Source organism: Micromonospora sp. WMMD975 (genome assembly GCF_029581215.1).
Taxonomy (GTDB): Bacteria; Actinomycetota; Actinomycetes; order Mycobacteriales; family Micromonosporaceae; genus Micromonospora.
The window spans coordinates 1,240,998-1,267,434 of record NZ_CP120739.1; the positions used below are offsets into that span (position 1 = coordinate 1,240,998).

Here is a 26,437-nt window from a genome sequence, read left to right on the forward strand (position 1 = left end):
TGCCCCGACGGCAGCCACCTGCGCTAGCGTGGCGATCATGGAGGCACCTGCGGACCCCCGGGCCCGGCGGCTCTTCGGGGGCAGCGCCCGGGCGCTCGGCGACCTGGCCGCCGGCCCGTTCCGGGCCGACCGGGACCGGATCGTCTCGTCGCCGTTCTTCGCCCGGCTCAACGGCGTCACCCAGGTGATCAGTCCCGGCGGCTCCGGCTTGCTCGTGCACAACCGGCTCACCCACAGCCTGAAGGTGGCCCAGGTGGCCCGCGCGATCGCCGAGCGGCTGACCGCCGACCCGGCGCACCGGGACCTGCTGGAGAAGCTGGGCGGGTGCGACCCGGAGGTGGTGGAGGCCGCCGCGCTCGCGCACGACCTCGGGCATCCGCCCTTCGGGCACCTGGGGGAGCGGGTCCTGGACCGGCTGGCCCGGCAGCGGCTCGGGTTGACCGACGGCTTCGAGGGCAACGCCCAGTCGTACCGGATCGTCACCAGCACCGAGATCCGTGGCGCGGCGACCACCGGGCTGGACCTCACCGCCGCGGTCCGGGCGGCGATGCTGAAATATCCGTGGACCCGGCTGGACCATCCCGACCCGCACCCGCGGCACCTCGACCCGGCGCCCCGCGGCGCCGCGCCGCCCCCGGACGACCCGGAGAGCGGGTCGCTGAAGTTCGGCGCGTACCGGACCGAACTGGACGACCTGCGGGCGGCCCGGGAGCCGTTCGCCGGGCGCATCCCGGACTGGCAGCAGACCCCGGAGGCGTCCGTGATGGACACCGCCGACGACATCGCGTACGCCATCCACGACGTGGAGGACTTCTATCGCGTCGGGGTGCTCCAGCAGGGCGCGGTGGCCGCCGAGCTGATGGCCTGGCAGCGCGAGTGCGGGCACCTGCGGTCGATCACCGCCTCGGCGCTCGACACCGCCGGCCGGCGACCCGGCGCGGCGATCGAGCGGCTCCGCCGCCAACTGCACCGCAAGGACGGCTGGATCGCCGACGACGAGGCGTTCGCCGCGGCGGTCGAGCACGTGCGGGAGGAACTGGTGGAGGGGTTGCTGGCGCTGCCCTTCGACGGCTCGATCGAGGCGGAGCAGTACGTCGCCCGGTTCTCCGCCCGCTGGTCCACCCGCTTCGTGGACGCCATCACGGTGACCGCCGAGCCGGACGTCCGGTCCGGGTACGTGCTGCTCGGCAAGGCGCAGTGGCACGAGGTGCAGGTGCTCAAGTTCGTCCACCACCGGTTCGTGCTGGCCCGACCGGACCTGGCCCTGCACCAGCGCGGCCAGGCGCGGCTGCTGGACACGCTTGTGGAGGCGCTCTGGGAGTGGCTGCTCGACCCGGAGGAGGAATCCCGGCTGCCCCGCCGGCTGCACGACCTGGTGGAGCTGGCCGAGGCGGAGCTGCATCCGCGTACCCCGGACCGGATCGGCCGGGCCCGGGGCCGGGCCATCGTCGACTTCGTCGCCCAGCTCACCGACGGTCAGGCCGTCGCGATGCTCGACGCCCTGTCCGGGCGTTCCGGCGCGCTCTGGACCGACGCCTTCGTGCTCTGAGCCGCCTCGGGCGACCGCGCCCGGTCAGGCGACCGCCTGCCACCAGCCGTCCACCGCCGGCGGCTCGTCGACCACCACCCGCTCGCCGGGGCGCGGCACGGCCAGCCGGACGTCCCGGGCCTTCGCCTCGGCCCAGAGCCGGTCCACCGGCTCGGACCAGTCGTGCAGGGCCAGGTTGAACGTGGCCCAGTGCACCGGCACCAGCAGCTCGCCGCGCACGTCGAGGTGGGCGGCGACCGCCTCCTCCGGGAACATGTGGATGTTCGGCCAGGCCCGGTCGTACGCGCCGATCTGCATCAGCGTCACGTCGAACGGCCCGTGCTCGGCGCCGATGTCGGCGTAGCCGTCGAAGTAGCCGGAGTCGCCGGTGTAGAAGACCTTCCGCCGCGCGCCGGCCACCACCCAGGAACTCCAGAGCGTGCCGTCGCGGCGCAGCCCGCGACCGGAGAAGTGCTGCGCGGCGGTGGCGGTGAGGGTCAGCCCACCGACCCGGTGGCTTTCCGCCCAGTCCAGCTCGACGACGCGGTCCGCCGGCACCCCCCAGCGGTCCAGGTGCGCGCCGACACCGAGCGGCACCACGAACGGCGCGGACTGGTGGGCGAGGAGCCCCCGGACCGTCGCCATGTCCAGGTGGTCGTAGTGATCGTGCGAGATGAGGATGGCGTCGAGGCGGGGCAGCTCGTCCAGCCCGACCGGCGGCTCGTGAATGCGCCGCGGGCCGACCAGGGCCGACGGCGAGCACCTGTCGCTCCACACCGGGTCGAGCAGCACCCGGTGCCCCTCGATCTCCACGAGCGTGGAGGCGTGGCCGTACCAGACCACGTTCAGCTCGCGGTCCCGGTCGGCCGGCGTGGCGTCGGCGGGGCGCAGCAACGGTACGGCGCTGCCGGGCCGACGCTTCTGCTTGCCGAAGATCAGTTCGCGGACCAGGTTGCGGCCCGGGTCGGCGACCATCGCCGAGCTGGTCCCGGCCGGGTTGTGGAACGTGCCGTCGCGGAACCTGGGGGACCGGGCCGCCCGGGCCGCCCGCGCGCCGGTGAGCCGCCCGCCGAGCTGGGCCGGCACGTCCCGCGCCGCCCACGCCAGGCCGGCGACCGCGGCCAGGCCGGCGATCCGCCACCCCCGCCCGCCGCCCGCCCGCTCGATGTCCCGCTCCACCGGTCCCCGCATCGCTTCCGCCCCTCCGCCGTGTTCCGCGTTCTACACGGTAGTCACGCATCCCACCGCCCGCCCACGCGAACCCGCCGTCGCCGCCGCTCGGGATTCGCCCGGGCGGACGGGTCACTCCCCGGCGGACCCGGAGCGGACCGGTGGGAGCGACCGACGTACCCGGCGCCACACGATCGAGCCCGCCGAGCTGCCGATCGATCGGGCCAGCCCGGCCAGGTCGGGCAGCCACCCGCCCCGCACCGCCTCGCCGGCCGGATTCGGCTCGAACACGACGCCCGGGTTCGGGGGCGTCGGCCGGTTCGTCAACCCGCCGACCCGCATCAACGGCCCGACCAGCACGTCGTAGACGGCCGGCAGCGCGGCGAAACCGACCCGCATGAACAGGTTCACCCGGCCCACCGAGATCTCCCGGCGCGGCTTGTCGGCGCAGTGCGCGATGGCCCGGGCCACCCGCTCCGGCGTGGTGATCGGCAGCGGCGGTCGCCCGATCCGCCCCACGTAGTTCGCCGCCTGCTGATAGACCGGGGTGTCCACGCTGCCCGGTGTGACCAGGCAGACATGCACCCCGGCCAGGTCCCGCGACTCCTGCTGCAACGCCCGCGCCAGGCCGTGCAGCCCCCACTTGCTCGTCACGTAACCGCTCATGTAGGGCGCGGTGATGTGGCCCAGCACCGACCCGGTGAGGATCAGCGTGCCCCCACCGGCCCGCTTGAAGTGCCGCAGCGCCACCCGCGCCACCCCGGCCGCGCCCAGCAGGTCGGTGCGGACCACCTGGTCGAAGACGTCCGCCGGGATGTCCTCGAAACGCCCGTACGCCATCACCGCCGCCGTGTGCACCCACACGTCGATCCGACCGGACCCGGCGACCGCGGTGGCCGCCAGCGTGTCGAGCGCGTCCGGACCGGTGACGTCGGTGGGTACGACGCGCACGTCCGCCGCGCCGGCGTCGACGCACTCCCGGCGTACCTGCTCCAGGGTCTGCCGGGAGCGGGCCGCGAGGACCAGACGGTCCCCGCGGCCCGCGAACTCCCGGGCCGCCGCCCGGCCGATCCCGCTCGTCGCGCCGGTGACGACCACCGTCCGGGTCACGGTGCGAGCACGACCTTGACGCAGCCGTCGGACTTCTTCTGGAACATCTCGTACGCCTGCGGCGCCTGCGCCAGCGGCAGCCGGTGGGTCCGCAGGTCCTCCACGCCCAGCGGGTCGTCGTCGCGCTCCAGCAGCGGGATGATCTCGTCCACCCAGCGCCGCACGTGGCACTGCCCCATGCGTAGCTGAATGCCCCGGTCGAACATCTCCATCATCGGCATCGGGTCCTGCTCGCCGCCGTACACGCCGGAGATCGAGACGGTGCCGCCGCGCCGGACCGCCTTGAGCGCGGCGTGCAGCACCACGAGGCGGTCCACGCCGGCCGTGTCGATCATCGGCTGGGCCAATTTGTCCGGGAGCAGCCCGGCGGCGGCCTGGGCGATCTTGCCGACCGGCGCGCCGTGCGCCTCCATGCCGACCGCGTCGATGACCGCGTCCGGCCCGCGCCCGTCGACCAGGTCGATGAGCGCGCCCGGCACGTCGTCGAGCTGGCTGACGTCGAGCACCTCGATGCCGTGCCGGCGGGCCATCGCCAGCCGCTCGGGCACCAGGTCCAGGCCGATCACCCGGCCGGCGCCGAGGTGGCGGCCGATCCGGGCGCAGAACTGCCCGACCGGGCCGAGGCCGAACACGGCGAGCGTGCCGCCGGGCGGGGTGTCCGCGTACTTCACCGCCTGCCAGGCGGTGGGCAGGATGTCGGACAGGTAGAGCCACCGCTCGTCCGGCCCGGTGTCGGGGATCGTGATCGGGCCGAACTGGGCCTGCGGCACCCGCAGGTACTCGGCCTGGCCGCCGGGGACCGAGCCGTAGAGCGAGGTGTAGCCGAACAGCGACGCGCCCTTGCCCTCGGCGGTGACCTGGGTGGTCTCGCACTGCGCGTAGAGCTGCCGCTCGCACATCCAGCAGTGCCCGCAGGAGATGTTGAACGGCACGACCACGCGGTCGCCCTTCTTCAGCCGGGTCACCCCGGACCCGACCTCCTCGACGATCCCCATCGGCTCGTGCCCGAGCACGTCGCCGGGCTTGAGGTACGGCCCGAGCACCTCGTAGAGGTGCAGGTCGGAACCGCAGATGGCGGTCGAGGTGATCCGGACGATCGCGTCGGTCGGCGCCTCGATCCGGGGATCCGGGACGTCCTCGACCCGGACGTCACGCTTGCCTTGCCAGGTCAGTGCCTTCATGCCTGAATGTCCCCTCCTCGGTGCCGTCCATCGGACTGCTACCCGCGTGAAGTGACTTGAACCGGAGGCGCCGGGAAGCGGCGGGTCGGCGGTCCCGGCGGTGCCGGCGGTGCCCGCGGTCCCGGTGCACGCGAGTGCCGTCGGTGCTTGCGGGAGCCCGTGGCTCCGCACCGTGTCGGTGTGTGCCAGCGGCAGCCTAGGAACTTGATGACGCAGGTGGTTCATCGCCGCACTCCGCCGCCTCCGCCGTGGACTACGCCGCGCCCTCCCTTGCGTCGCCCTGGCTTTCGGTCACTCTGAGGCAGCCTTGCGCTCGCATCAGTCGGTTCGGCGTCGTGCCCCGCATGGTCACGCCGGCCGCGCCGGCGGACCTCCGATGATCCACACCACTCCGGCGGAGTGGCGGTATCCCCGCCTGTCCGACACCGCCACTCCGCCGGAGTGGTGTGGATCAAGCCTGGCAGTCCACCACTTCGCCGAGCTGGTGCACACCCTGCTGCCCCCGGTCCCCCGCCGCCGGTGTCCCGGACCTTTGCGCCGCCCGCCTGATGCATCTGCGTCATCAAGTTCGTAGCGGCCGAGGAGCCAACTTCCCGGGCTGCACCACGCGCTCTACGCGCCGGACCGCGCCGCGCCGCGCCGGACCGCGCCGGACCGCGCCGCGCCGGTCCGCGCCGGACCGCGCCGCGCCGGTCCGCGCCGGACCGCGCCGCGCCGCGCCGCGCCGGTCCGCGCCGGACCGCGCCGGACCGCGCCGGTCCGCGCCGCGCCGGTCCGCGCCGGACCGCGCCGGACCGCGCCGCGCCGGTCCGCGCCGCGCCGGTCCGCGCCGCGCCGGTCCGCGCCGCGCCGGTCCGCGCCGCGCCGGACCGCGCCGTGCCGGGCCGGACCGTGCCGCGCCGGGTTGGCTCAGGCGGGATGACCGCCGGGTAGGCGTACCCCGGGAAACGACGACCGCCGCGTCCCGGGGAGCGGGGCGCGGCGGTCGGGTGGGGTTTGACGGTGGGAGGTCAGGAGCCGGGGGTGCCGGCGCGCTTGGTGGTGGCCTTGAGGTAGTCGCGGTTGAGCCGGCCGATGGTGTTCAGCGGGATGCCCTTCGGGCAGGCCGTGGCGCACTCGCCGATGTTGGTGCAGCCGCCGAAGCCGGCCTCGTCGTGCGCGTCCACCATGCCGATCACCCGGGTGTAGCGCTCCGGCTGGCCCTGGGGGAGCAGCGAGAGCTGGGTGACCTTGGCGGCGGTGAACAGCATGCCGGAGCCGTTCGGGCAGGCCGCCACGCAGGCGCCGCAGCCGATGCAGGCGGCCGATTCGAACGCGGCGTCCGCGTCGTCCTTGGCCACCGGGGTGGAGTGCGCCTCGGGGGCGCTGCCGGTCGGCGCGGTGACGTAGCCGCCGGCGGCGATGATCTTGTCGAAGGCGTTCCGGTTCACCACCAGGTCCTTGACGACCGGGAAGGCGCGGGCCCGCCAGGGCTCGATGTCGATCGTCTCGCCGTCGGAGAACTGCCGCATGTGCAGTTGGCAGGCGGTGGTGCCGCGTTGCGGGCCGTGCGCCTCGCCGTTGATCATGAGGCTGCACGTGCCGCAGATGCCCTCGCGGCAGTCGTGGTCGAAGGCCACCGGCTCCTCGCCGTCGAGGATCAGCCGCTCGTTGAGGACGTCGAGCATTTCCAGGAAGGACATGTCCGGGGACACGTCCGGCACCGGGTAGGTCACCATCCGACCCTTGTCCTCGGGGCCGGACTGGCGCCAGATGCGCAGGGTCAGGTTCACTTGTAGCTCCGCTGCGAGGGGTGGACGTATTCGAAGGTCAGGTCTTCCTTGTGCAGCACCGGCTCGCCGCTGCCGGCGTACTCCCAGGCGGCGACGTAGGCGAACCGGTCGTCGTCGCGCTGCGCCTCGCCGTCCGGGGTCTGGTACTCGGCCCGGAAGTGGCCGCCGCAGGACTCCTCCCGGTGCAGGGCGTCGACGCACATCAGCTCGGCCAGCTCGAAGAAGTCGGCCACCCGGCCGGCCTTCTCCAGCGACTGGTTCAGCCCCTCGCCGTCGCCGGGGACGCGGACCCGCTGCCAGAACTGCTCCCGCAGGGCGCGGATCTCGTCGATCGCCTTGCGCAGCCCGGCCTCGGAGCGCTCCATGCCGCAGTGCTCCCACATGATCTGGCCCAGCTCCCGGTGGAACGAGTCCACCGTCCGGTCGCCGTTCACCGCGAGCAGCCGCCTGATCCGGTCCTCGACGTCGGTACGCGCCGCGACCGCCTCCGGGTGGCTGGCGTCGACCTTCTCCAGCGGGCCGGAGGCCAGGTAGTTCGCCAGCGTGCTCGGCAGCACGAAGTAGCCGTCGGCCAGGCCCTGCATCAGCGCCGAGGCGCCGAGCCGGTTCGCGCCGTGGTCGGAGAAGTTAGCCTCGCCGATCACGAACAGGCCCGGGATGGTCGACTGGAGGTCGTAGTCGACCCAGAGGCCGCCCATCGTGTAGTGCACGGCCGGGTAGATCCGCATCGGCACCCGGTACGGGTCCTCGCCGGTGATCCGCTCGTACATCTCGAAGAGGTTGCCGTACTTGGCCTCGATGGCCGTGCGCCCGAGCCGGTCGATGGCGTCGGCGAAGTCCAGGTAGACGCCGAGGCCGGTCGGGCCGACGCCGCGGCCCTCGTCGCAGACGTTCTTCGCGGCGCGGGAGGCGATGTCGCGGGGCACCAGGTTGCCGAAGGACGGGTAGATCCGCTCCAGGTAGTAGTCCCGCTCGTCCTCGGGGATGTCCCGCGGGCCGCGGTCGTCGCCCTTGGCCTTCGGCACCCACACCCGGCCGTCGTTGCGCAGCGACTCGCTCATCAGGGTCAGCTTCGACTGGTGGTCGCCGGAGACCGGGATGCAGGTCGGGTGGATCTGGGTGTAGCAGGGGTTGGCGAAGTACGCGCCCTTGCGGTGCGCCCGCCAGGAGGCGGTGACGTTGCAGCCCTTGGCGTTCGTGGACAGGTAGAAGACGTTGCCGTAGCCGCCGGAGGCGAGCACCACCGCGTCCGCCATCTCGGTGCTGATCTCGCCGGTGACCATGTCGCGGACCACGATGCCGCGGGCCCGGCCGTCGACGACGACCAGTTCGAGCATCTCGTGGCGGGCGTTCATCTCCACGTTGCCCAGGCCGATCTGCCGCTCCAGGGCCTGGTACGCGCCGAGCAGCAACTGCTGGCCGGTCTGTCCCCGGGCGTAGAAGGTGCGCTGCACCTGCGCGCCGCCGAAGGAGCGGGTGTCGAGCAGGCCGCCGTACTCGCGGGCGAACGGGACGCCCTGGGCGACGCACTGGTCGATGATGTTGACGGACACCTCGGCGAGCCGGTGCACGTTCGACTCCCGGGACCGGAAGTCGCCGCCCTTGACCGTGTCGTAGAAGAGCCGGTGCACGGAGTCGCCGTCGTTGCGGTAGTTCTTGGCGGCGTTGATGCCGCCCTGGGCCGCGATCGAGTGCGCCCGGCGCGGGCTGTCCTGGTAGCAGTAGGACTTCACGTGGTAGCCCTGCTCGGCGAGCGTCGCCGCGGCGGAGCCGCCGGCCAGGCCGGTGCCGACGACGATCACCGTCATCTTGCGGCGGTTGGCCGGGTTGACCAGCTTCATCTCGAAGCGGTGCCGGTCCCACCGGGTCTCGATCGGGCCGTCCGGGGCCCGGGTGTCGGCGATCGGGTCGCCGTCGGTGTAGAGGTCCATGTCAGGCCACCAATCCGGTGAGTACGGCGAACGGGACCACCAGGTAGCCGGCGCAGAGCACGACGGCGAGGACGAGCGCGGCGGCGCGGGCTCGGCGCTCGCCCTTCGGGGTCTGCTGGCCGAGGCTGCGGAACGCGCTGAACGCGCCGTGCCGCAGGTGGAAGCCGAGGGTCACGATGGCGAGCGTGTAGAAGAGCGTGACGTACCAGCGTTCCGGGGCGAAGTCGGCGACCACGTTGCCGTACGGGTTGGCCGGGTCGCCCTGCGGGTTCAGGTGACCGGTGGTCAGGTCCAGGATGTGGTAGATCACGAAGAGCAGGATGATCACCCCACCCCAGCGCATGGTGCGGGCCGCGTAGTTCACGTGGATCTTCCGGCGGTGCGCGTACGCCACCGGGCGGGCGGCCCGGGCCCGCATGGCGAGCACGACGGCGGCGCCGATGTGGGCGAGCACCGCCACGGTGAGGACCGCGCGCTGGATCCACAGGTACCAGGTGGCCGGCAGCAGCGGCGTGCCGATGTCCCGCAGCCAGTGCGCGTAGTGGTCGAACGAGGTCTCGCCGGTGAACACCTTCAGGTTGCCGAGCATGTGCGCGATCAGGAACAGCACCAGGACGATGCCCGTCACCGCCATGACGACCTTCAGGCCGACGTTCGAGCGGATGGGCGACCGAGTTTTCGTGATTACCACATGACCGACGCTAGGAGCCGTACGATCAGGCGTCCAATGCATCGAAATCGCAGTCTTGATAGCCGTAAGCTATGTAGATGCAGCTCCATCAGCTCCGGTACTTCGTGGCGGTCGCAGAAGTGCGACATTTCACCCAAGCTGCCGATGTCGTCGGCATAACCCAGCCGTCGTTGAGTAAGCAAATTCACGCGCTGGAGGCCGACCTGGGCGCCCCCCTCTTCGAGCGGGTAAGGGGCAACATCACCCTCACCACGGCCGGCGAGGTGCTGCTGCCGCTGGCCAAGCGGATCCTCGCCGACGTGGACACCGCCACCCGCGAGGTGCAGGAGCTGGTCGGGCTGCGTCGCGGCCGGGTCCGGCTCGGCGCCACGCCCAGCCTGGCCACCTCGCTGGCGCCTCCGGTGCTGCGCCGGTTCCGTGACGCCCACCCCACCGTCGACCTGCGGGTCGAGGAGGGCGGCTCCCAGGACCTCGTCCGCGACCTGCTCCGCGGCGACCTCGACCTGGCGCTCGTCATCATGCCGTCGGCCGGCGCCGACCCCGGGCTGCGCGTCGACCCGATCCTGGCCGAGAGCCTGGTGGTCGCCTCGGTGGACCCGCTGCCGGGCGCCTCGGCCGGCGGCGAGCTGCGCATCACCGACCTGCGCGACCAGCCGCTGGTCATGTTCCGTGAGGGCTACGACCTGCGCGACGCGACCCTCCAGGCGTGCCGGGCGGCCGGCTTCGAACCGACCCTGTCGGTGGACGGCGGGGAGATGGACGCCGTACTCAGCTTCGTCGAGGCCGGGCTCGGCGTCGCGCTGGTCCCCGGCATCGTGGTGGTCCGCCGGCCGGGCATCCGGGTCACCCGGCTCGTCCCGCCCGGTGTCCGCCGGACCATCGCGGTGGCCCGCCGCCGCGACGTGGTGCCCACCCATGCCGGCCGCGAGCTGCGCCGCATCCTCCTGGAGTACGTCCACGACGCCACCGCCACCGCCGGACTCCCGCCCGGCGTGGAACCGCTCTAACGCCCCTCGGCGTCGTCCATGGCGCGGTAGATGCGCTGCTCCGACACCGGGTACGGGGTGCCCAGCGCCTGGGCGAACACGTTCACCCGCAGCTCCTCGATCATCCAGCGGATCTGCCGGGCCGCCGTCGAGCCGCGCCGGGCCGGCGGCAACGCGGCAAGCATGTCCTGGTATTCCTTCTGCACCACGGCGATCCGGTCCTGTTGCTGTTTGTCCCGCTGCGGGTTGCCGGGCAGCCGGTCCAGCCGCCGTTCGATCGCGGTCAGGTAGCGCAGCAGGTCCGGCAGGCGGGCGTACCCGGCCTCGGTGACGAAGCCGGCGTGCACCAGCCAGCCGAGCTGCGCGCGGACGTCGGCGAGCGCCGCCACCACGGCCAGGTTCCGGGTCGCGCCCAGCCGCTGCTCCACCGCGTACGCGGCAGCAAGCACCTGCCGGACCCGGCCCATCACCTCGACCACGGTGTCCACCAGGTCGGCGCGGACCCGCTCGCGCAGCGCCGCGAAGCCCTCGGCGTCCCAGGCCGGGCCGCCCGCGTCCGCCATGAGCTTGTCGATGGCGGCGCCGGTGGCGTCCTCGATCAGCGCCGGCACCCCGCCGTGCGGGTTGCGGGACAGCGCCAGCTTCGCCTCGTTGCTCAGCCGCCCCTGGAGGAACCGCGCCGGTGACGGCAGCGTCAGCCGCAGCAGCCGCCGGGTGCCGGCCCAGTGCGCGGCCTCCTGCTCACCGGCGGAGTCGAACACCTTCACCCCGACGGTGGCGCCCTCGTCCACGAGCGCCGGGTACGCGGTCACCGCGAAACCGGCGCGGACCTGCTCGATGGTGCGCGGCAGCGCGCCGATCGACCACTCGGTCAGCCCGCTGCGGGCCACGTCGGGCGCGGCGGCGGCGACGACCTGGCGTACCTCCTGGCGCAGTTGGCGTTGCAGCGCCGGCAGGTCCTTGCCCTCGGCGACCGGCTTGTCGTCGTCGCCGAGCACCCGGAAGGTGACCCGCAGGTGCGGCGGCAGCCGGCCCAGGTCCCACGCGTCCGGCGGCACGGTCACGCCGGTCATCCGGCGCAGTTGCCGGGTCAGCGCGGCCAGCAGCGGCTCCTCACCGGGCGTGATCGCGGCCAGCGCCGCCCGCGCGTAGTCGGGCACCGGGACGAAGTTGCGGCGCACCGGTTTGGGCAGCGACCGGATCAACGCGATCACCAGGTCCTCGCGCAGCCCCGGCACCTGCCAGTCGAAGCTCTCCGCCGGCACTTGGTTGAGCAGCGGCAGCGGGATGTCCACGGTGACGCCGTCGGTGGGCGCGGTCGGGTCGAACGTGTACGTCAGCGGCAGCGTCACGCCGTCGGCCCGCCACTCGTCCGGGTAGTCCTCCTCGTCCAGCCCGCCCCGGCCGGCGTTGACCAGCAGCTCGCGGGTGAACGTGAGCAGGTCCGGCCGCTCCCGGCGGGTCTTCTTCCACCAGGTGTCGAAGTGCCGGCCGGAGACCACGTCGGCGGGGATCCGCTGGTCGTAGAAGGCGAAGATGGTCTCGTCGTCGACCAGGATGTCCCGCCGCCGGGCCCGGTTCTCCAACTCCTCGATCTCGGTCAGGAGCTTCTGGTTGTCCCGCCAGAACTGGTGGTGGGTCTGCCAGTCACCCTCGACCAGGGCGTGCCGGATGAACAGCTCCCGGCTCAGCGCCGGGTCGATCCGCCCGAAGGTGACTTTGCGGGAGGTGACGAGCGGGATGCCGTAGAGCGTGACCTTCTCGTAGGCCATCACCGCCGCCTGTTTCTTCTCCCAGTGCGGCTCGCTGTAGCTGCGCTTCACCAGGTGCTGCGCGAGGGGCTCGACCCACTCCGGCTCGACCCGACCGGCCACCCGGCCCCAGAGCCGGGACGTCTCCACCAGTTCGGCGGCCATCACCCAGCGCGGCGGCTTCTTGAACAGCGCGGACCCGGGGAAGATCCCGAACTTCGCGCCCCGCGCGCCGAGGTATTCGTGCTTCTGCGCGTCCTTGAGGCCGAGGTGCGACAGCAGGCCGGGTAGCAGCGACTGGTGGACCTTCGGGGTGTCGATCTCCTCCGGCAGGTCGGCGCCGGCGCCGCGCCGGCCCTCACCCTTGTCCGGGGTACGCAGAACCTGGCGCAACTGGCCGACGATGTCCTGCCACTCGCGTACCCGAAGGTAGTTGAGGTGTTCGGCCTTGCACATCCGGCGGAACGCGCTCGACGACAGCTCCCGCTGCTTCTCCCGCAGGTAACGCCACAGGTTCAGGTACGCGACGAAATCCGACTCCTTGTCGGCGAACCGGGCGTGCGCCTGGTCGGCCTGGGCCTGCTTGTCGGCCGGGCGTTCGCGCGGGTCCTGGATGGACAGCGCGGCGGCGATCACCACGACCTCGGTCGCGCAGCCGTTGCGTTCACCTTCGAGGACCATCCGGGCCAGCCGGGGGTCGACCGGGAGCTGGGCCAGCCGCCGGCCCAGCGCGGTGAGCCGCTTCGCCGGGTCGGTCTCGGCCGGGTCGAGCGCGCCCAGCTCGTGCAGCAGGTTGACGCCGTCGGTGACGTTGCGCCGGTCCGGCGGGTCGAGGAACGGGAACGCGGCGACGTCGCCGAGCCCGATCGAGGTCATCTGGAGGATGACCGAGGCGAGGTTGGTGCGCAGGATCTCCGGGTCGGTGAACTCCGGGCGGGAGTCGAAGTCCGCCTCGTCGTAGAGGCGGACGCAGATGCCGTCCGAGGTACGCCCGCAGCGGCCCTTGCGCTGGTTGGCGCTGGCCTGCGAGACCGGCTCGATCGGCAGCCGCTGCACCTTCAACCGGCTGGAGTAGCGGGAGATCCGGGCGGTGCCCGGGTCCACCACGTACCTGATGCCGGGGACGGTCAGCGAGGTCTCCGCGACGTTCGTGGCGAGCACCACCCGGCGGTTGCTGTGCGCCGCGAAGACCCGGTGCTGCTCGGCGGTGGAGAGCCGGGCGTACAGCGGCAGGATCTCGGTGCCGAGCAGGCTGCGCTTGGTCTGCACCAGCTTGCCCAGCGCGTCGGCGGTGTCCCGGATCTCCCGCTCGCCGCTGAGGAAGACCAGGATGTCCCCGGGGCCCTCGGCGGCCAGCTCCTCGACCGCGTCGCCGATGGCCTGGATCTGGTCGCGGACGTTCTCCTCGTCGGCCTCGTCCTCCTCCTCGCCCTCGGTGACCTCGACCAGCGGCCGGTAGCGGACCTCCACCGGGTAGGTGCGTCCGGAGACCTCGACCACCGGCGCCGGGTTGCCGTCGGCGTCGGCGAAGTGCTTCGCGAACCGGTCGGTCTCGATGGTCGCCGAGGTGATCACGACCTTGAGGTCGGGCCGGCGGGGGAGTAGCTGCCGCAGGTAGCCGAGGATGAAGTCGATGTTCAGGCTGCGTTCGTGCGCCTCGTCGATGATCAACGTGTCGTACTGCCGGAGCATCCGGTCGGTCTGCAACTCGGCCAGCAGGATGCCGTCGGTCATCAGCTTGACCAGGCTGGTATCGCCCACCTGGTCGGCGAAACGCACCTTGTAGCCGACCACGCCGCCCAGCTCGGTGCCGAGTTCCTCGGCGATCCGGTCGGCGACCGTGCGGGCGGCCAGCCGTCGGGGCTGGGTGTGCCCGATCAGGCCGGTGACGCCGCGGCCCAGCTCCAGGCAGATCTTGGGGAGCTGGGTGGTCTTGCCGGAGCCGGTCTCGCCGGCCACGATCACCACCTGGTGGTCGCGGATCGCGGCGGCGATGTCGTCCTTACGCTCGCTGACCGGGAGCTGCGCCGGGTAGGTGACCGCCGGCACCGCGGCCCGTCGGGCGGCCAGCCGCGCCTCGGCCCGGGCCACCTCGGCCGCGATCTCGGCCAGCGCCGCCTCCCGCCGCTGCGGGTCCCGCAGCTTCCGCACGCCGTCGAGCCGCCGCTGAAGCCGGCGCTGGTCGCGGAACATCAGGGAGGCGAGGCGGCGGTGCAGGTCGCGGGCGGTATCAGGGGCGGCGGGTACGGCTGGATTCTGCATGTCGTCGCCAAGGATAGGCAGCCTCGTGGCGTACCGCCCCCGGGTTACCGGCGGTGGGCGTGCCATCGCTGGTCAGACCGTCCGCCCGGATAAAGTTGCCGCCGACGAGGTCGACGAGGGACGGGGATGATCATGCGGGACACCGACCGGGCGCTCGTGCAGGCCGCCACCGCTGTCGCCAAGCTCCGCTGCCGCAGCGACAACCACACCGTGGCCGCCGCCGTGCGCAGCGTCGACGGCCGGGTGTTCAGCGGCGTGAACGTCTACCACTTCACCGGCGGGCCGTGCGCCGAGGTGGTGGCCCTGGGCGCCGCCGCCACCCAGGGCGCCGGCGAGCTGGAGACGATCGTCGCGGTGGGGGACCGGGGTCGGGGTGTCCTCCCGCCGTGCGGACGCTGCCGGCAGGTGCTGCTCGACTACTTCCCGGCGATCCGGGTGATCGTCGGGCCGCCGGACGGCCTGCGCGCGGTGCCGGTGGCCGACCTGCTGCCCGAGACCTACGTCTGGGCCGACCACCAGGTGGAGACACCGGCGGCGGCCCCGCGCACCGGGGTGTGGCCGCTGCCGGTGGTGCCGGTGAGCCGCCAGGCCGCGGAGGACTGACGCGCGGCAGCGCGTGACCGTGGAGGTCTCCGGGCGCGCGCTTCGCGGCGGGGTGGCTGTCCGGCGCCGGACAGCCACCCCGCCGCGAGCCGGCGCGTCAGGCGGCGGTGGACCAGATCGCGCGGAACGCGGCGGCCTCGCCGGCCAGCCACTGTTCGATCTGCTCGGGCTTGGCGTCGGCGGGCATCCGGTGCGCCTCGCCGCGGCGCACGTCGACAAGCACCGGCTCGGCGTGCGGCAGCACGGCGTCCATGTGCCGGGCCATCAGGTGCAGGGTGGCGAGCGTGGCCTCCTCGCTCGGCGGTGCCTCGTCGAAGTGCAGCCGGATCGCCTCGGCCCGGCCGTCGGCGAAGCGTACGCCGAACTGGGGGTTGATCTTCACGGGTAGGTCGCCGAGCATCGCGAGCGCCTCCCGGGCCTGCGCCAGGTCGACGCCGGCCGGCTCACCGAGCGAGTGCAGCCAGCGGGTCGCGCCGGGCGTGAGCGCCTCGTAGAGCGGGCGCCAGCGCGGCTTGACCACGTCGGCCACCTGGGCCAGGTGGGTGCCACCGGTGTGGAACGCGACGTCGGCCTTGAGCGCCTTGACGAACTGGCCGTGCGGGTTGAAGCCGTGCCGGCTGGCCCGCTGCCGGCGCAGGCCGCCGACGAAGGTGGCCTTGGTGGGGCCGGTGCGGTCCACGTAGCGGGTGAACCCGAGAAGGGTGGCGTAGGGGGTGACAGGGGCGGCGGAGGTGGGCGCAGTCACGAGCATCCTCCCAGGTCAACAGCTCGTTTAGTACATACATTCTAATCGACGGAGCTGACATCGCCCAGGGTACGAAAAGGGCCGCCCGGACATCCCGGGCGGCCCTTTTTCGCGTAGTCCTAGAGCTGGCCGACGTCGGTGACCCGCAGGACCGCCGCGCCCACCTCGTCCGAGGCGGCGAGGTCCACCTCGGCGCTGATGCCCCAGTCGTGGTCGCCCTCCGGGTCGTCCAGGATCTGGCGTACGGTCCACCGCCCGCGGCCCTGCTCGATCATCAGCAGCGCCGGCCCGCGCGCGTCCGGACCCACCCCGATCGAGTCGTACGCCTCGAAGTACGGCTCCAGCGCGTCCGCCCACGCGTCGGCGTTCCAGCCGTCCCCCGCGTCCAGCTCGCCGAGCAGGTCCCAGCGGCGCAGCGCGGCCAGCTCGACCCGGCGGAACAGCGCGTTGCGCACCAGCACCCGGAACGCCCGCGCGTTGCGGGTGACCGCCGGCGGCCGGTCGTCCAGGGAGGCGGCCACCTCGGCCACGTCGGACGGGTTGCGCAGCCGCTCCCACTCGTCGATCAGGCTGGAGTCGACCTGGCGGACCAGCTCGCCCAGCCACTCGATGAGGTCGACAAGCTCCTCGGTCTTGGCGTCCTCCGGCACGGTCTGCCGCAACGTCTTGTAGGCGTCCGCGAGGTAGCGCAGGACCAGGCCCTCGGAGCGGGACAGCCCGTAGAACTGGACATACTCCGGGAACGTCATGGCCCGCTCGTACATGTCGCGGACCACGGACTTCGGGGCCAGCTCGTGGTCGGCGACCCACGGGTGGCCCTGCCGGTACATCTCGTACGCGCCCTCCAGCAGCTCGGCCAGCGGCTTCGGCCAGGTCACCTCGTCGAGCAGTTCCAGGCGTGCCTCGTACTCGATGCCCTCGGCCTTCATCGCGGCTACCGCCTCGCCGCGGGCCTTGAACTGCTGCGCGGAGAGGATCTGCCGCGGGTTGTCCAGAATCGCCTCGATCACGCTGAGCACGTCCAGCGGGTAGGACGGGGACTCCCGGTCGAGCAGCTCGATGGCGGCCAGCGCCAGCGGCGACAGCGGCTGGTTGAGCGCGAAGTCGAGCTGGAGGTCGACGGTGAGGCGGACCCGCCGGCCGGTCTCGTCCGGCTCGGGCAGCTCCTCGACCACGCCGCCGGCCCGCAGCGCCCGGTAGATGGCGACGGCCCGGCGGATGTGCCGACGCTGGGCGGCCGGGTCCTCGTGGTTGTCGGTGAGCAGGTGCCGCATCGAGGCGAAGGCGTCGCCCGGCCGGCCGATCACGTTGAGCAGCATCGAGTGGCTGACCTGGAAGCTGGACGTGAGCGGCTCCGGCTCGGCCTCGACGAGACGCTGGAACGTCGGCTCGCCCCAGCCGATGGAACCCTCCGGCGGCTTCTTCTTCACCACCTTGCGGCGCTTCTTCGGGTCGTCGCCGGCCTTGGCGAGCGCCTTCTCGTTCTCGATCACATGCTCGGGGGCCTGCACCACCACCCGGCCGATGGTGTCGAACCCGGCCCGCCCGGCGCGGCCGGCGATCTGGTGGAACTCGCGGGCCTTGAGCAGCCGCGTCCGCACCCCGTCGTACTTGCTCAGGCCGGTGAAGAGCACGGTCCGGATCGGCACGTTGATGCCGACGCCGAGCGTGTCGGTGCCGCAGATGACCTTGAGCAGGCCGGCCTGGGCGAGCGTCTCCACCAGGCGGCGGTACTTCGGGAGCATGCCCGCGTGGTGCACGCCGATGCCGTGCCGGACCAGCCGGGACAGCGTCCTGCCGAAGCCCGAGGTGAATCGGAAGTTCCCGATCGCGGTCGCGATCATGTCCTTCTCGGCCCGGGTGCAGACGTTGACGCTCATCAGCGCCTGCGCCCGTTCCAGCGCGGCGGCCTGGGTGAAGTGCACCACGTACACCGGGGCCTGCTTCGTCTCCAGCAGTTCCTCGAGCGTCTCGTGCAGCGGCGTGGTCGCGTACGAGAAGAGGAGCGGGACCGGCCGCTCGGCCGAACGGACGACGGCGGTCGGCCGCCCGGTGCGCCGGGTCAGGTCGTCGACGAAGCGGGTGGTGTCGCCGAGCGTGGCGGACATCAGCACGAACTGCGCCTGCGGCAGCTCGATGATCGGCACCTGCCAGGCCCAGCCGCGGTCCGGCTCGGCATAGAAGTGGAACTCGTCCATGACCACCTGGCCGACGTCGGCCCGGCGACCCTCCCGCAGCGCCAGGTTGGCCAGGATCTCAGCGGTGCAGCAGATGATCGGGGCGTCCGCGTTGACGCTTGCGTCACCGGTCAGCATGCCGACGTTCTCCGCGCCGAAGACCTCGCAGAGCGCGAAGAACTTCTCCGACACCAGCGCCTTGATCGGCGCGGTGTAGAAGGTCGTCCGGTCGTCGGCCAGCGCCGCGAAGTGCGCCGCGATCGCCACCAGGCTCTTGCCCGAACCGGTCGGCGTATTCATGATCACGTTCGCGCCGGAGACGATCTCGATGACCGCCTCCTCCTGATGGGGATAGAGGTCGAGGCCGCGCTCGGACGCCCAGGAGGCGAACGCGTCGTAGAGGGTGTCCGGGTCGGCGGTCTTCGGCAGCGCGGCGGTGAGAGTCATGGCGGCTCCCATCGTGCCTGGGCGGCACCCCGCCGCGCCAGCCGGGTTCCGCGCCCCGGGCTCCGGCTTCCGGGCTCCGGCCTCAGCGCCGCCGGTGGATCAGGTCGAAGATCTCCCGGCCGGCGGTCAGCGCGCGACGCTCGAACTTCGTCACCGGCCGGTGCGCCGGGCGGGGCGCGTACCCGCCGTGCACGTCGACCAGCTCCGGGTCGGCGGTCAGCGTCGCCCGCATCGACTCCGCGTACTCCGCCCAGTCGGTCGCGCAGTGCAGCGTGCCGCCGGACGCCAGCCGGGACCGCAGCAGCGCCACGTGTGCCGGCGCGATGATCCGCCGCTTGTGGTGGCGGGTCTTCGGCCACGGGTCGGGGAAGTAGACGTGCACCGCGTCCAGGCACCCCTCCGGCATGGCCCGGACCAGGTCCAGCGCGTCCCCCTCGGCCACCCGGACGTTGCCCAGCCGATGCCGCTCCACCAGCTCCAGCAGGTTGGCGATTCCCGGCGTGTGCACCTCGACCGCCAGATAGTGTCGGCTCGGGTCGGCCGCCGCCATCGCGGCGGTGGCGTCGCCCATGCCGGAGCCGATCTCCAGCACCAGCGGCGCCCGCCGGCCGAACAGCGCCGTCGGATCGCACGGCCCGTCGAGGGCGGCGATCTCCAGGCCGTACGCGGGCCAGAGCCGCGCCAGCGCGTCGCGCTGCCGGTCGCTCATCCGCCCGCGACGCGGATGGAAGGTGCGGATGCGGGCGGCGGGGGCGTCGGTGGTGGTCACAGCGACCCGAGCCTACGCGACCGTGGCGCTGATCGGATGTGCGGTGCGGCCAGGGGTGAGAGGATTCATCCCGTACGCCGGGAGGGATCATGGGGTCGGTCAGGGGACGGGTGGCGCTGCTGGTCGCGGCCGTCGCGTGCGCCTTCCCGCTGCTCGGCGCGACGCCCGGCCGGGCGTCGCCGCGCGCCGCCGAGCCGGTGTCGATACCGGGGCCGGAGCAGCCGGCCGGCGGCGACGTGATCTTCGTGGAGGTCACCCCGGGCACGGTGCAGCCGGGCTACCTGGTCGGCATCCGGGCCAGTTGCCGGGACAACTCCGTGCCGGCGATCGTCGTCTCCGACGCCTTCGGCCGGATCCAGGTGCAGCCGCAGCGCGGACTGCTCACCGCATCGCCGATGGTCAACGAGCGCACCCGGCCCGGTAACTACCGGGTCAAGCTGGAGTGCCCGGGCGGCGAGACCGCGTCCACCATGCTCCAGGTGGTCAAACAGGCGCAGCCCACCCGTCCGCCGACCCACCCGCCCAGCCACTTCCCGAGCCGCGGCCCGGCGACCGGCTTCGGCGGCACCGCCGGCCCCGGTCTCGGCGGCCTGCTGGTGCCGCTCGGGTTGGCGCTGACCATGGTCGGCGCCGGGCTCGGGGTGGCCGCCTCCCGCCGGCACGCCGCGCGGCGCTGAGTCCCGCCATGGCCGACCACTACGCTCCGCCGCCCGCCGGTTCCCGGCGCTCCGGCTGGCCGTTCGCCGCCCTGCCTCCGCCAGCCGCCCCGCCTGCGGGATCCGGGCCACTCTCCGGTCCACGGCCGTGGAGTCCGCCGCCTGCCGATCCACCACCTGTTGACGCGGACACCCGGTCCCGTCCGGCGTACGTCCCGCCGTCCGCATCGCGGCCCTGGATGCCACCGCCTGCCGCACCCCGTCCATGGAGTCCGCCCTCGGCCGGTCCGCTGTCCGGGCGATCCCGGTCCGCCGGTCCGCCCCCCGCCGATCCATCGCGCGCCGGTCCGCCGCCCGCCGGTCCGTCGCGCGCTGGGTCGTCGCCCGCCGGGTCGCCGACGGAGCGGGATCGGAGGCGGAGCCCTTGGTCGAAACCGCTTGCCGTCGTGCTGGTGCTGGTCGGCGTGTTCGCCGTCGGGGCGGGGCTCGGCCGTACCGCCGGGCCGTTCGACTGGGCCGAGGCGTCGGCCGGATCAACTGCGGCGACGGAGTCCCAGCCGGCCCCGGCCCGGAAACCGGCCAGCTTGCCCGTTCGTCTCTCCGTGCCGGCCATCAAGGTCGCCGCGCCGGTCACCCCGGTCGGTCAGGCGCGGGACGGGTCGGTGGATGTGCCGCCGCTTACCGAGACCGACCAGACCGGCTGGTACGACCGGGGCGCGGTGCCGGGCGAACCGGGTCGGGCGATCATCGTCGGTCACGTCGACACCAAGAGCGGGCCGGCCGTGTTCTACCGGCTGCGCCAGCTCAAGCCGGGTGCCCGGATCCAGGTGACCCGTGCCGACCGCAGCGTGGTGACGTTCGCGGTCGACAGCGTGGAGTATTTCGACAAGGCGAAACTGCCCGCCTCCCGGGTCTACGGCGACTCCGGCCCGGCGGAGCTGCGTTTGATCACCTGCGGCGGCACGTGGCTCGGTGGACGCACCGGCTACGAGGACAACGTGATCGTCTTCGCCTCTCTGCTCACCACACGTCCGCGCTGACCAGTGCCCTCGGGCTTCGGTGATCATGAAGTTGGCAGCGGCGAGACGGACAATGAGCGCCGCCAACTTCATGATCACCGGAGCCGTGGCCGGGTGCTCAGGGGGTGGGGACCTGGAGGGCCACCTCGAACTCCAGGAGGGTGGCGCCGGTGGAGACCGGCTTGCGGGGCTCGCCGTTGCCGGCGTGGGCCTCCCGTGACGGGCCCTGCGCCCAGGCCTGGTACGCCTCCTCCGTCTCCCATCTCGTGTAGACGAAGTAACGGGTCTCGCCGGCGACCGGGCGGAGCAGCTCGAAGCCGAGGAAGCCGGGGGAGTTCTCCACCGCGCCGGCCCGGGCCGCGAACCGCTTCTCCAACTCCTCGCCGGCGCCGGGCGGGACGTCGATCGCGTTGATCTTCACGACTGCCATGCTGTCCACCCTACGGCGACTCAGAGCGCCTCGACGGCGGGCACCAGGTCGGCGTCGACCACGATCGGGGCGTGGTCGGAGGGGCCCTTGCCCTTGCGGGCCTCCCGATCCACGTACGCGGAGCGGACCGCGTCCGCGAACGGCGCGGTGGCGTACACCAGGTCGATCCGCATGCCCTTGTTCTGGTGGAACATGCCGGCGCGGTAGTCCCAGTAGGTGTAGGGGTGCGGTCCCTTCATCGGGGTGGGCACCACGTCGGTGAGGCCCAGGTCGCGCAGCGCGGCCAGGGCGGCCCGCTCGGCCGGTGTGACGTGGGTGGAGGTGGCGAACAGCGCCGGGTCCCAGACGTCGGCGTCGGTGGGCGCGACATTGAAGTCGCCGCAGACGGCGAGCGGGAGGGCGGCGGCGACCTCCGGATCCAGGGCGTCGCGCAGCGCCGCGAACCAGGCCAGCTTGTACGCGTAGTGCGGGTCGTCGGGGGCGCGGCCGTTCGGCACGTACACCGACCAGACCCGCAGGCCGGCGCAGGTGGCCGCGATGGCGCGGGCCTCGGGCTCGGGGAACCCGGGCTCGCCGGGGAACCCGACCGTGACGTCGGCCAGCCCGACCCGGGACAGCACGGCCACGCCGTTCCACCGTCCGTCGCTGTGGCTGGCCACCTCGTATCCCAGCTCGCCCACCTCGGCGACGGGGAACGCCCCGTCCGGGCACTTCGTCTCCTGGAGACAGAGGACGTCGGGTTTCGTGGTGCCCAGCCAGTCGAGCAGCCGGGGGAGACGGGCCTTCACCGAGTTGACGTTCCAGGTCGCCAGGCGCATGCCCCCAGCCTGCCGCATCCCGGCCCGGCTCGCCCGGCCCGTCCGGCGTCAGCGTTCCGGGGTGTCGCCCGGCCCGTCCGGCGTCAGCGTTCCGGGGTGTCGCCCGGCCCGTCCCGCGTCAGCGTTCCGGGGTGTCGCCCGGGCGGGTCTGCTCGGCGAGGAAGCGTTCCAGCTCGGCGCCGAGTTCGTCGGCGGTGGGCAGCGGGCCGGTCTCGGCGGCGAGCAGGCTCTTCTCACCGCGACCACGGGCGAACGTGTCGTACTGCTCCTCGAGCGCCGCGACCAGCGTGGCCGCCTCCTCGGTCTGGGCCACCTGACGGTCGATCTCCACCCGGATCGCCTCGGCCGCGGTGCGCAGGCCGTCGCTCGGCAGCAGCAGTCCGGTGCTCCGGGACACGGCAGCGAGCAGCGCCTCCGCGGCGGCCGGGTATTCGGTCTGCGCGACGTAGTGCGGCACGTGGGCGGCGAAGCCGAGCGCGTCGCGCCCCTGCTCGCCGAGGCGGTATTCGAGCAGGTGCCCGACGCTTGCCGGCACCTGCACCTTCTGGAGCCACGGCTCGTGGCCGGCGATCAGCTCCGGCCGGGTGGCGTGCGCGGTGACGCCGCTGGGTCGGGTGTGCGGCACCGCCATCGGGATCGAGTTGAGCCCGACGGTGAGCCGGACGTCGAGACGGGCCGACAGCCCGGCGACGGCGGCCACGAACCGCTCCCACTGCACGTCCGGCTCGGGGCCGGTGAGCAGGAGGAACGGGGTCTCGTCGTCGTCGTTCAGCAGGTGCAGTTCGAGGGTCGGGGCGTCGTAGTCGGCCCAGTGGTCCTCGACGAAGGTCATCACCGGCCGGCGGGAGCGGTAGTCGAAGATCTGGTCGATGTCGAAGCGGGCGATGGTCCGGGCGTCCAGCGCGGTGAGGAGCTGCTCCCGGGCCAGTCGGGTGGCGCTGCCGGCGTCGACGAAGCCGGTGAGCGCCTGGATCAGCACCGGCTGGCCGAGGTCGGGCAGCTCGTCGGTGAGTTCGTAGAGCTCGTGTGGGTCGAGCACCGGTGGGTCCTCCCTGTCGACGCGTACGGGAGCGCCGCGCGCGCGAGGCATCCCCGATTCGGCAAACGTACCGGGGGACGTGGTCCATTCCGTTACGGACCCGTCCGGAGCCCGGATGGTGATCACAATTCGGCTACGCCCCGGTCCGGCGGCCCATCCCGGATCGGCCGAAAGGGCGAGTTTGTCGATCATCGGTGGGGCGGGGAGCGGCTGCGGCGTTCCTGCCCCGCCGGGTCGGCTTCGCGGCGGACCGGAGGTTCGTCCGTTCGGCGACGTTGACGCCACACTGGGCGCGGTCTTTCATCGATGTCCGAATGATCTTGGAAATAGTGTGGCGGGGGTCACCTTTTGGGTCTGGGTGATCCCGGTTTGCCCTGTCTAGCCTCGTCGGATGCGTGACGACGGCACCCCCGAACACCCGAACGGCCCCGGCTGCCCGGCTGACCGTTCGGACGATACCCCCTCGACCGACCGTACAACCGCTTCCTCGCCGCCGGACGGCGGAAGTCGGCGTACCCGCCGCCTGCGGGGGGTGATGAACCACCGCGCCCGGCTGGTGGTCGCCACCGGCGCCGCCTGCTGCCTCGGCCTGGTCGGCGTCAGCCAGATCGATGTCGGCGCGGCCGACCGGACGACGAAGCCGGCCCCCACGGCGGAGATCGCCGAGCGGGCCGCGCTCGGCGCCGCCTCGCGTGGCCTGGCCCGCCCGAGCACCGCCGCCCCGAGCACCACCGCCCCGAGCACCGCCCCGGCCACCCCCGGCGCCAGTCCCTCGGCGACCGCCAAGCCGAAGCCGAAGGTCACGGTCAAGCGCAAGCCGAAGCCCCGCCGGATCGTCCCGGTCGCCGGGCTCAACCGCACCCAGATGGACAACGCCACGAAGATCGTCCGGGCCGGCCGGGAGATGGGCGTGCCGCGCCGCGGTCTGGTCATCGCGGTGGCCACCGCGATGCAGGAGAGCACCCTGCTCAACTACGCCAGCGGCGTGCTGCCCGAGTCCCAGAACTACCCGCACCAGGCCATCGGCTGGGACCACGACTCGGTCGGCCTGTTCCAGCAGCGGCCCAGCAGCGGCTGGGGCACCGTCGCCGAGCTGATGGATCCCGAGTACGCGACCAGGGCGTTCCTGTCCGCGCTGCAGGAGATCCCCGGCTGGCAGGACCTGCCGCTGTCGATCGCCGCGCAGGCGGTGCAGATCTCGGCGTTCCCCGACGCGTACGCGCAGCACGAGTGGAACGCGAGCACGGTGGTGGCCGAAATCCTCGGCTGACCGGAGTGGACGGTTGCCGGCGCGCAGGTGCGGGTACCAGAGGCTTGCCGGTTCCCGGTACACATGAAGGGGACCGCGGACTGGAGGACGCCATGTCGCTGATGCAACGGATCACCACCTTCCTGCGGTCCCCGCGCGGCCAGCAACTGGTCGACCGGGGGCGGCGCGAGATGGCCAAGCCGCAGAACCAGGAGCGGCTGCGGCAGATCGCCACCCGCCTCTCCTCGGCGCGCCGCCGCTGACCGGCCCCACCCCCGCACGACGAGCCCCGGAGCGTCCCGTGACCGACCCCGCCCCCGTCGACGGGGAGCCCACCGCCGTCCCCGCCGTCCCGGTCCCGCCGGTGGAGGCGCCCGAAGGGCCCCCGGCCACCCTCTGGGACCGGATGCGCGAGGACCCGCAGTACGCGCCGGAGCACCTGGCCCTGGAAGCGGTGCGCCGGTTGGGGCCGGAGGCGGCGCAGTGGGCCGCCCGGGAACGGGCGCAGCGGCCGGACGCGCCCCCCGAGCAGTTGGCCGACCTGGCGGTCCGCAAGTTCGTCAACCACGCCCGGCTCTCCGGCGCGGTCTCCGGTGCCGCCGGGCTGCCCGGCGCGGTGATCGACGTCGGTGTGCTCGCCTGGACCCAGGCCCGGCTGGTGCTGCACGTGGCCGCCGCCTACGGCGCCGACCCGACGAACCCCGATCGGGCCACCGACCTGCTGGTGCTCCAGCGGGTGCACAAGGCCGCCGAGGCCGCCCGGTTGGCGCTCGGCGTGGCCGCCGGCCGGGAACGGGCCGGCGCGCTGTTCGGCTCGGCCGGCGACCGGGCGCTGGGCCGGGTGATGCTGCAACTCGGTGTCCGGCTGGCCCGGATGGCCGGGGTACGCGCCGCCAAGCGGATGTTCGCCAAGGTGATCCCCGGCGCCGCGATCATCCTCGGCACCTGGGCCAACTCCTCGGCCACCAAGGAACTCGCGGACCGGGCCCGCGCGCTCTACCGCGCCACCGGCCGGCAGCTCCCCGGCCCGCGCCAGCCCTGACCGGTGGGGCCGTGCCCCGCTGCGTTCGGCCGGGCCGGGCTCAGTCGCGGGCCCAGCCGGAGGCGGTCCAGGCCACCTCGGCCAGCCGGCCCTGACCGGCCGCGTTCGGGTGGAACCAGTCGAGCGAGTTCACCTGATCCAGGCTGAACCGGAGGCGGTGCACCGCGCCGCCGTCCCACCGGCAGCGCGACCCGTACGCCCGGCAGGCGGCGCGGAGCTGCTCGTCGTACGCCTCGATCCGGTCCCGGACCCGCGCCCGGCGGGCCGTCGCGGCGGGCGCGGTGGACGTGGCGTCGGCCAGCAGCGCCGGGCAGACGCCGTGCGACCAGGCCCGGACGGCCCGCTTCTCGGTGTGCCCGATCGCCCAGAGGCGGTACAGGTCGGGGATGCTCACCACAAGCACCCGGGCCTTCGGCCGGCCCTTGCGCAGCACGGCCAGCGCCGTGTCGACCTGCTCCCGGAACGTGGCGGTCGGCGTCATCGCGTCGACGTCGCCGCGGCAGACGTCGTTCGCCCCGATCAGCACGGTGACCAGGTCGGCCTTGTCGCGTACGGCGGATCGGGCCTGATCGGCGAGCCCGGCCGCGCGGGCGCCGGGCACCGCCCGGTTGTGCGCGCGCAGCGTCGGCACGTCCGCGCGCAACCGCCGGAACAGGCTCTCCACCCGCAGGCTGTCCCCGGTCGACCAGGAGTTGCGTTCGCAGCTCACCAGCACCAGGCAGGAGCCGAAGCCGGTGGTGACCGAGTCGCCGAGCGCGGTCAGCACCCGGGGGTCGCCGGGGCGGGTCGATCCGGACGGGCGGGGCGACGCCTCGCCCGAGCCGTCGCAGGCAAGCGCGACGAGCGCCGCGAGGCAGGCGAGCGCGGCGATCCAACGTCGAGGCATCCGGTCCTCCGTCCGGCGGCACGCCAGCGGCGTGTCGACCCTATGGCCCGGGACCGTCCGTACGGGCGTTCTGTCGCCTTTCTTGCATCGACCCCCGTCGTTCACATGAGCATGCTGCGGCAGGTGTCGGGCGCCGGTCACGGTCCGCCGGTTAGCCGCGGCCGTGCCCGGGTAG

General features: G+C 73.1%; 22 protein-coding genes. 8 read left to right on the forward strand and 14 right to left on the reverse strand.

What is annotated here, in order from left to right; all coding sequences use genetic code 11:
• The first annotated feature begins 37 nt into the window (after positions 1-37).
• A complete protein-coding gene (gene dgt, locus O7613_RS05470; RefSeq protein ID WP_281583878.1) occupies positions 38-1,549 on the forward strand; it encodes a dGTP triphosphohydrolase in 1,512 nt (503 codons plus the stop codon).
• Between the two features lie 24 nt (positions 1,550-1,573).
• Here the strand turns inward: dgt and O7613_RS05475 are convergent, their stop codons facing one another.
• The 6 genes from O7613_RS05475 to O7613_RS05500 form a co-directional block, all read right to left on the reverse strand.
• A complete protein-coding gene (locus O7613_RS05475; RefSeq protein WP_282292540.1) occupies positions 1,574-2,719 on the reverse strand; it encodes an MBL fold metallo-hydrolase in 1,146 nt (381 codons plus the stop codon).
• A gap of 111 nt (positions 2,720-2,830) precedes the next feature.
• Positions 2,831-3,808: an SDR family NAD(P)-dependent oxidoreductase gene (locus O7613_RS05480; protein ID WP_282292542.1), complete on the reverse strand. Its 978-nt coding sequence runs from the start codon at positions 3,806-3,808 to the stop codon at positions 2,831-2,833.
• The gene (locus O7613_RS05485; RefSeq protein ID WP_282292543.1) at positions 3,805-4,989 is read right to left on the reverse strand and encodes a zinc-dependent alcohol dehydrogenase; all 1,185 of its coding nucleotides are present in this window, start codon (positions 4,987-4,989) and stop codon (positions 3,805-3,807) included. The genes O7613_RS05480 and O7613_RS05485 overlap by 4 nt, the downstream gene beginning before the upstream one ends.
• Positions 4,990-5,999: 1,010 nt before the next feature.
• Complete coding sequence (locus O7613_RS05490; RefSeq protein WP_281583872.1) at positions 6,000-6,761, reverse strand: succinate dehydrogenase/fumarate reductase iron-sulfur subunit; 762 nt, start codon at positions 6,759-6,761, stop codon at positions 6,000-6,002.
• Entirely contained in the window at positions 6,758-8,692 is a 1,935-nt protein-coding gene (locus O7613_RS05495; RefSeq protein WP_281583871.1) for a fumarate reductase/succinate dehydrogenase flavoprotein subunit, read from the reverse strand. The genes O7613_RS05490 and O7613_RS05495 overlap by 4 nt, the downstream gene beginning before the upstream one ends.
• A 1-nt stretch (position 8,693) precedes the next feature.
• A complete protein-coding gene (locus O7613_RS05500; protein WP_282292545.1) occupies positions 8,694-9,425 on the reverse strand; it encodes a succinate dehydrogenase cytochrome b subunit in 732 nt (243 codons plus the stop codon).
• A 35-nt stretch (positions 9,426-9,460) separates the two neighbouring features.
• On the opposite strand from O7613_RS05500, the gene O7613_RS05505 reads away from it, so the two are divergent.
• A complete protein-coding gene (locus O7613_RS05505; protein ID WP_282292547.1) occupies positions 9,461-10,390 on the forward strand; it encodes a LysR family transcriptional regulator in 930 nt (309 codons plus the stop codon).
• On the opposite strand, the gene hrpA is transcribed toward O7613_RS05505, so the two are convergent.
• Positions 10,387-14,382, reverse strand: coding sequence for an ATP-dependent RNA helicase HrpA (gene hrpA, locus O7613_RS05510; RefSeq protein ID WP_282292549.1), 3,996 nt, complete (start codon positions 14,380-14,382; stop codon positions 10,387-10,389). The genes O7613_RS05505 and hrpA overlap by 4 nt on opposite strands.
• Positions 14,383-14,514: 132 nt before the next feature.
• Between hrpA and O7613_RS05515 the strand changes: the two genes are divergently transcribed.
• The gene (locus O7613_RS05515) at positions 14,515-14,985 is read left to right on the forward strand and encodes a cytidine deaminase (RefSeq protein WP_282292551.1); all 471 of its coding nucleotides are present in this window, start codon (positions 14,515-14,517) and stop codon (positions 14,983-14,985) included.
• Positions 14,986-15,082: 97 nt separating this feature from the next.
• Here the strand turns inward: O7613_RS05515 and O7613_RS05520 are convergent, their stop codons facing one another.
• From O7613_RS05520 to trmB, 3 genes are all read right to left on the reverse strand, one after another.
• Positions 15,083-15,730, reverse strand: coding sequence for a hypothetical protein (locus tag O7613_RS05520; RefSeq protein ID WP_281583866.1), 648 nt, complete (start codon positions 15,728-15,730; stop codon positions 15,083-15,085).
• A 119-nt stretch (positions 15,731-15,849) separates the two neighbouring features.
• Entirely contained in the window at positions 15,850-18,354 is a 2,505-nt protein-coding gene (locus O7613_RS05525; RefSeq protein ID WP_282292553.1) for a DEAD/DEAH box helicase, read from the reverse strand.
• Between the two features lie 82 nt (positions 18,355-18,436).
• Complete coding sequence (gene trmB, locus O7613_RS05530) at positions 18,437-19,063, reverse strand: tRNA (guanosine(46)-N7)-methyltransferase TrmB (RefSeq protein WP_282294485.1); 627 nt, start codon at positions 19,061-19,063, stop codon at positions 18,437-18,439.
• Positions 19,064-19,212: 149 nt separating this feature from the next.
• Here trmB and O7613_RS05535 point away from each other — a divergent pair, with 149 nt between their 5' ends.
• Both O7613_RS05535 and O7613_RS05540 read left to right on the forward strand, forming a co-directional pair.
• Positions 19,213-19,800, forward strand: coding sequence for a hypothetical protein (locus O7613_RS05535; protein ID WP_282292555.1), 588 nt, complete (start codon positions 19,213-19,215; stop codon positions 19,798-19,800).
• 425 nt (positions 19,801-20,225) lie between these two features.
• A complete protein-coding gene (locus O7613_RS05540) occupies positions 20,226-20,819 on the forward strand; it encodes a class F sortase (protein WP_282292557.1) in 594 nt (197 codons plus the stop codon).
• A gap of 97 nt (positions 20,820-20,916) precedes the next feature.
• Here O7613_RS05540 and O7613_RS05545 read toward each other — a convergent pair whose 3' ends face one another.
• The 3 genes from O7613_RS05545 to O7613_RS05555 form a co-directional block, all read right to left on the reverse strand.
• The gene (locus O7613_RS05545) at positions 20,917-21,228 is read right to left on the reverse strand and encodes an antibiotic biosynthesis monooxygenase (RefSeq protein ID WP_282292559.1); all 312 of its coding nucleotides are present in this window, start codon (positions 21,226-21,228) and stop codon (positions 20,917-20,919) included.
• 20 nt (positions 21,229-21,248) lie between these two features.
• Positions 21,249-22,046, reverse strand: coding sequence for an exodeoxyribonuclease III (locus O7613_RS05550; protein WP_281583861.1), 798 nt, complete (start codon positions 22,044-22,046; stop codon positions 21,249-21,251).
• Between the two features lie 118 nt (positions 22,047-22,164).
• Positions 22,165-23,085, reverse strand: a complete 921-nt coding sequence (locus O7613_RS05555; protein ID WP_281583860.1) for a PAC2 family protein — start codon at positions 23,083-23,085, stop codon at positions 22,165-22,167.
• Between the two features lie 391 nt (positions 23,086-23,476).
• Between O7613_RS05555 and O7613_RS05560 the strand changes: the two genes are divergently transcribed.
• The 3 genes from O7613_RS05560 to O7613_RS05570 all read left to right on the forward strand — a co-directional run bounded on the left by O7613_RS05560 (position 23,477) and on the right by O7613_RS05570 (position 25,376).
• Positions 23,477-24,355: a peptidase M23 gene (locus O7613_RS05560; RefSeq protein WP_282292561.1), complete on the forward strand. Its 879-nt coding sequence runs from the start codon at positions 23,477-23,479 to the stop codon at positions 24,353-24,355.
• Between the two features lie 92 nt (positions 24,356-24,447).
• Positions 24,448-24,597, forward strand: a complete 150-nt coding sequence (locus O7613_RS05565; RefSeq protein ID WP_281583858.1) for a hypothetical protein — start codon at positions 24,448-24,450, stop codon at positions 24,595-24,597.
• A 38-nt stretch (positions 24,598-24,635) separates the two neighbouring features.
• Positions 24,636-25,376 carry an EcsC family protein gene (locus O7613_RS05570; protein WP_282292562.1) on the forward strand — a complete coding sequence of 247 codons (741 nt, stop codon included), beginning with the start codon at positions 24,636-24,638 and terminating at the stop codon, positions 25,374-25,376.
• Between the two features lie 40 nt (positions 25,377-25,416).
• Here O7613_RS05570 and O7613_RS05575 read toward each other — a convergent pair whose 3' ends face one another.
• On the reverse strand, positions 25,417-26,262 hold the full coding sequence (locus O7613_RS05575; protein WP_282292565.1) for a GDSL-type esterase/lipase family protein: 846 nt from the start codon (positions 26,260-26,262) through the stop codon (positions 25,417-25,419).
• Positions 26,263-26,437: the final 175 nt, after the last annotated feature.

Coding starts and splice junctions, on each gene's coding strand:
- O7613_RS05575 (WP_282292565.1), bottom strand. CDS start 26,262: ATGCCTCGACGTTGGATCGCCGCGCTCGCCTGCCTCGCGGCGCTCGTC.
- O7613_RS05500 (WP_282292545.1), bottom strand. CDS start 9,425: ATGCATTGGACGCCTGATCGTACGGCTCCTAGCGTCGGTCATGTGGTA.
- O7613_RS05545 (WP_282292559.1), bottom strand. CDS start 21,228: ATGGCAGTCGTGAAGATCAACGCGATCGACGTCCCGCCCGGCGCCGGC.
- O7613_RS05535 (WP_282292555.1), top strand. CDS start 19,213: ATGGGGTCGGTCAGGGGACGGGTGGCGCTGCTGGTCGCGGCCGTCGCG.
- hrpA (WP_282292549.1), bottom strand. CDS start 14,382: ATGCAGAATCCAGCCGTACCCGCCGCCCCTGATACCGCCCGCGACCTG.
- O7613_RS05515 (WP_282292551.1), top strand. CDS start 14,515: ATGCGGGACACCGACCGGGCGCTCGTGCAGGCCGCCACCGCTGTCGCC.
- O7613_RS05560 (WP_282292561.1), top strand. CDS start 23,477: ATGCGTGACGACGGCACCCCCGAACACCCGAACGGCCCCGGCTGCCCG.
- O7613_RS05505 (WP_282292547.1), top strand. CDS start 9,461: ATGCAGCTCCATCAGCTCCGGTACTTCGTGGCGGTCGCAGAAGTGCGA.
- trmB (WP_282294485.1), bottom strand. CDS start 19,063: ATGAGCGACCGGCAGCGCGACGCGCTGGCGCGGCTCTGGCCCGCGTAC.
- O7613_RS05565 (WP_281583858.1), top strand. CDS start 24,448: ATGTCGCTGATGCAACGGATCACCACCTTCCTGCGGTCCCCGCGCGGC.
- O7613_RS05485 (WP_282292543.1), bottom strand. CDS start 4,989: ATGAAGGCACTGACCTGGCAAGGCAAGCGTGACGTCCGGGTCGAGGAC.
- O7613_RS05550 (WP_281583861.1), bottom strand. CDS start 22,046: ATGCGCCTGGCGACCTGGAACGTCAACTCGGTGAAGGCCCGTCTCCCC.
- O7613_RS05495 (WP_281583871.1), bottom strand. CDS start 8,692: ATGGACCTCTACACCGACGGCGACCCGATCGCCGACACCCGGGCCCCG.
- O7613_RS05475 (WP_282292540.1), bottom strand. CDS start 2,719: ATGCGGGGACCGGTGGAGCGGGACATCGAGCGGGCGGGCGGCGGGCGG.
- dgt (WP_281583878.1), top strand. CDS start 38: ATGGAGGCACCTGCGGACCCCCGGGCCCGGCGGCTCTTCGGGGGCAGC.
- O7613_RS05525 (WP_282292553.1), bottom strand. CDS start 18,354: ATGACTCTCACCGCCGCGCTGCCGAAGACCGCCGACCCGGACACCCTC.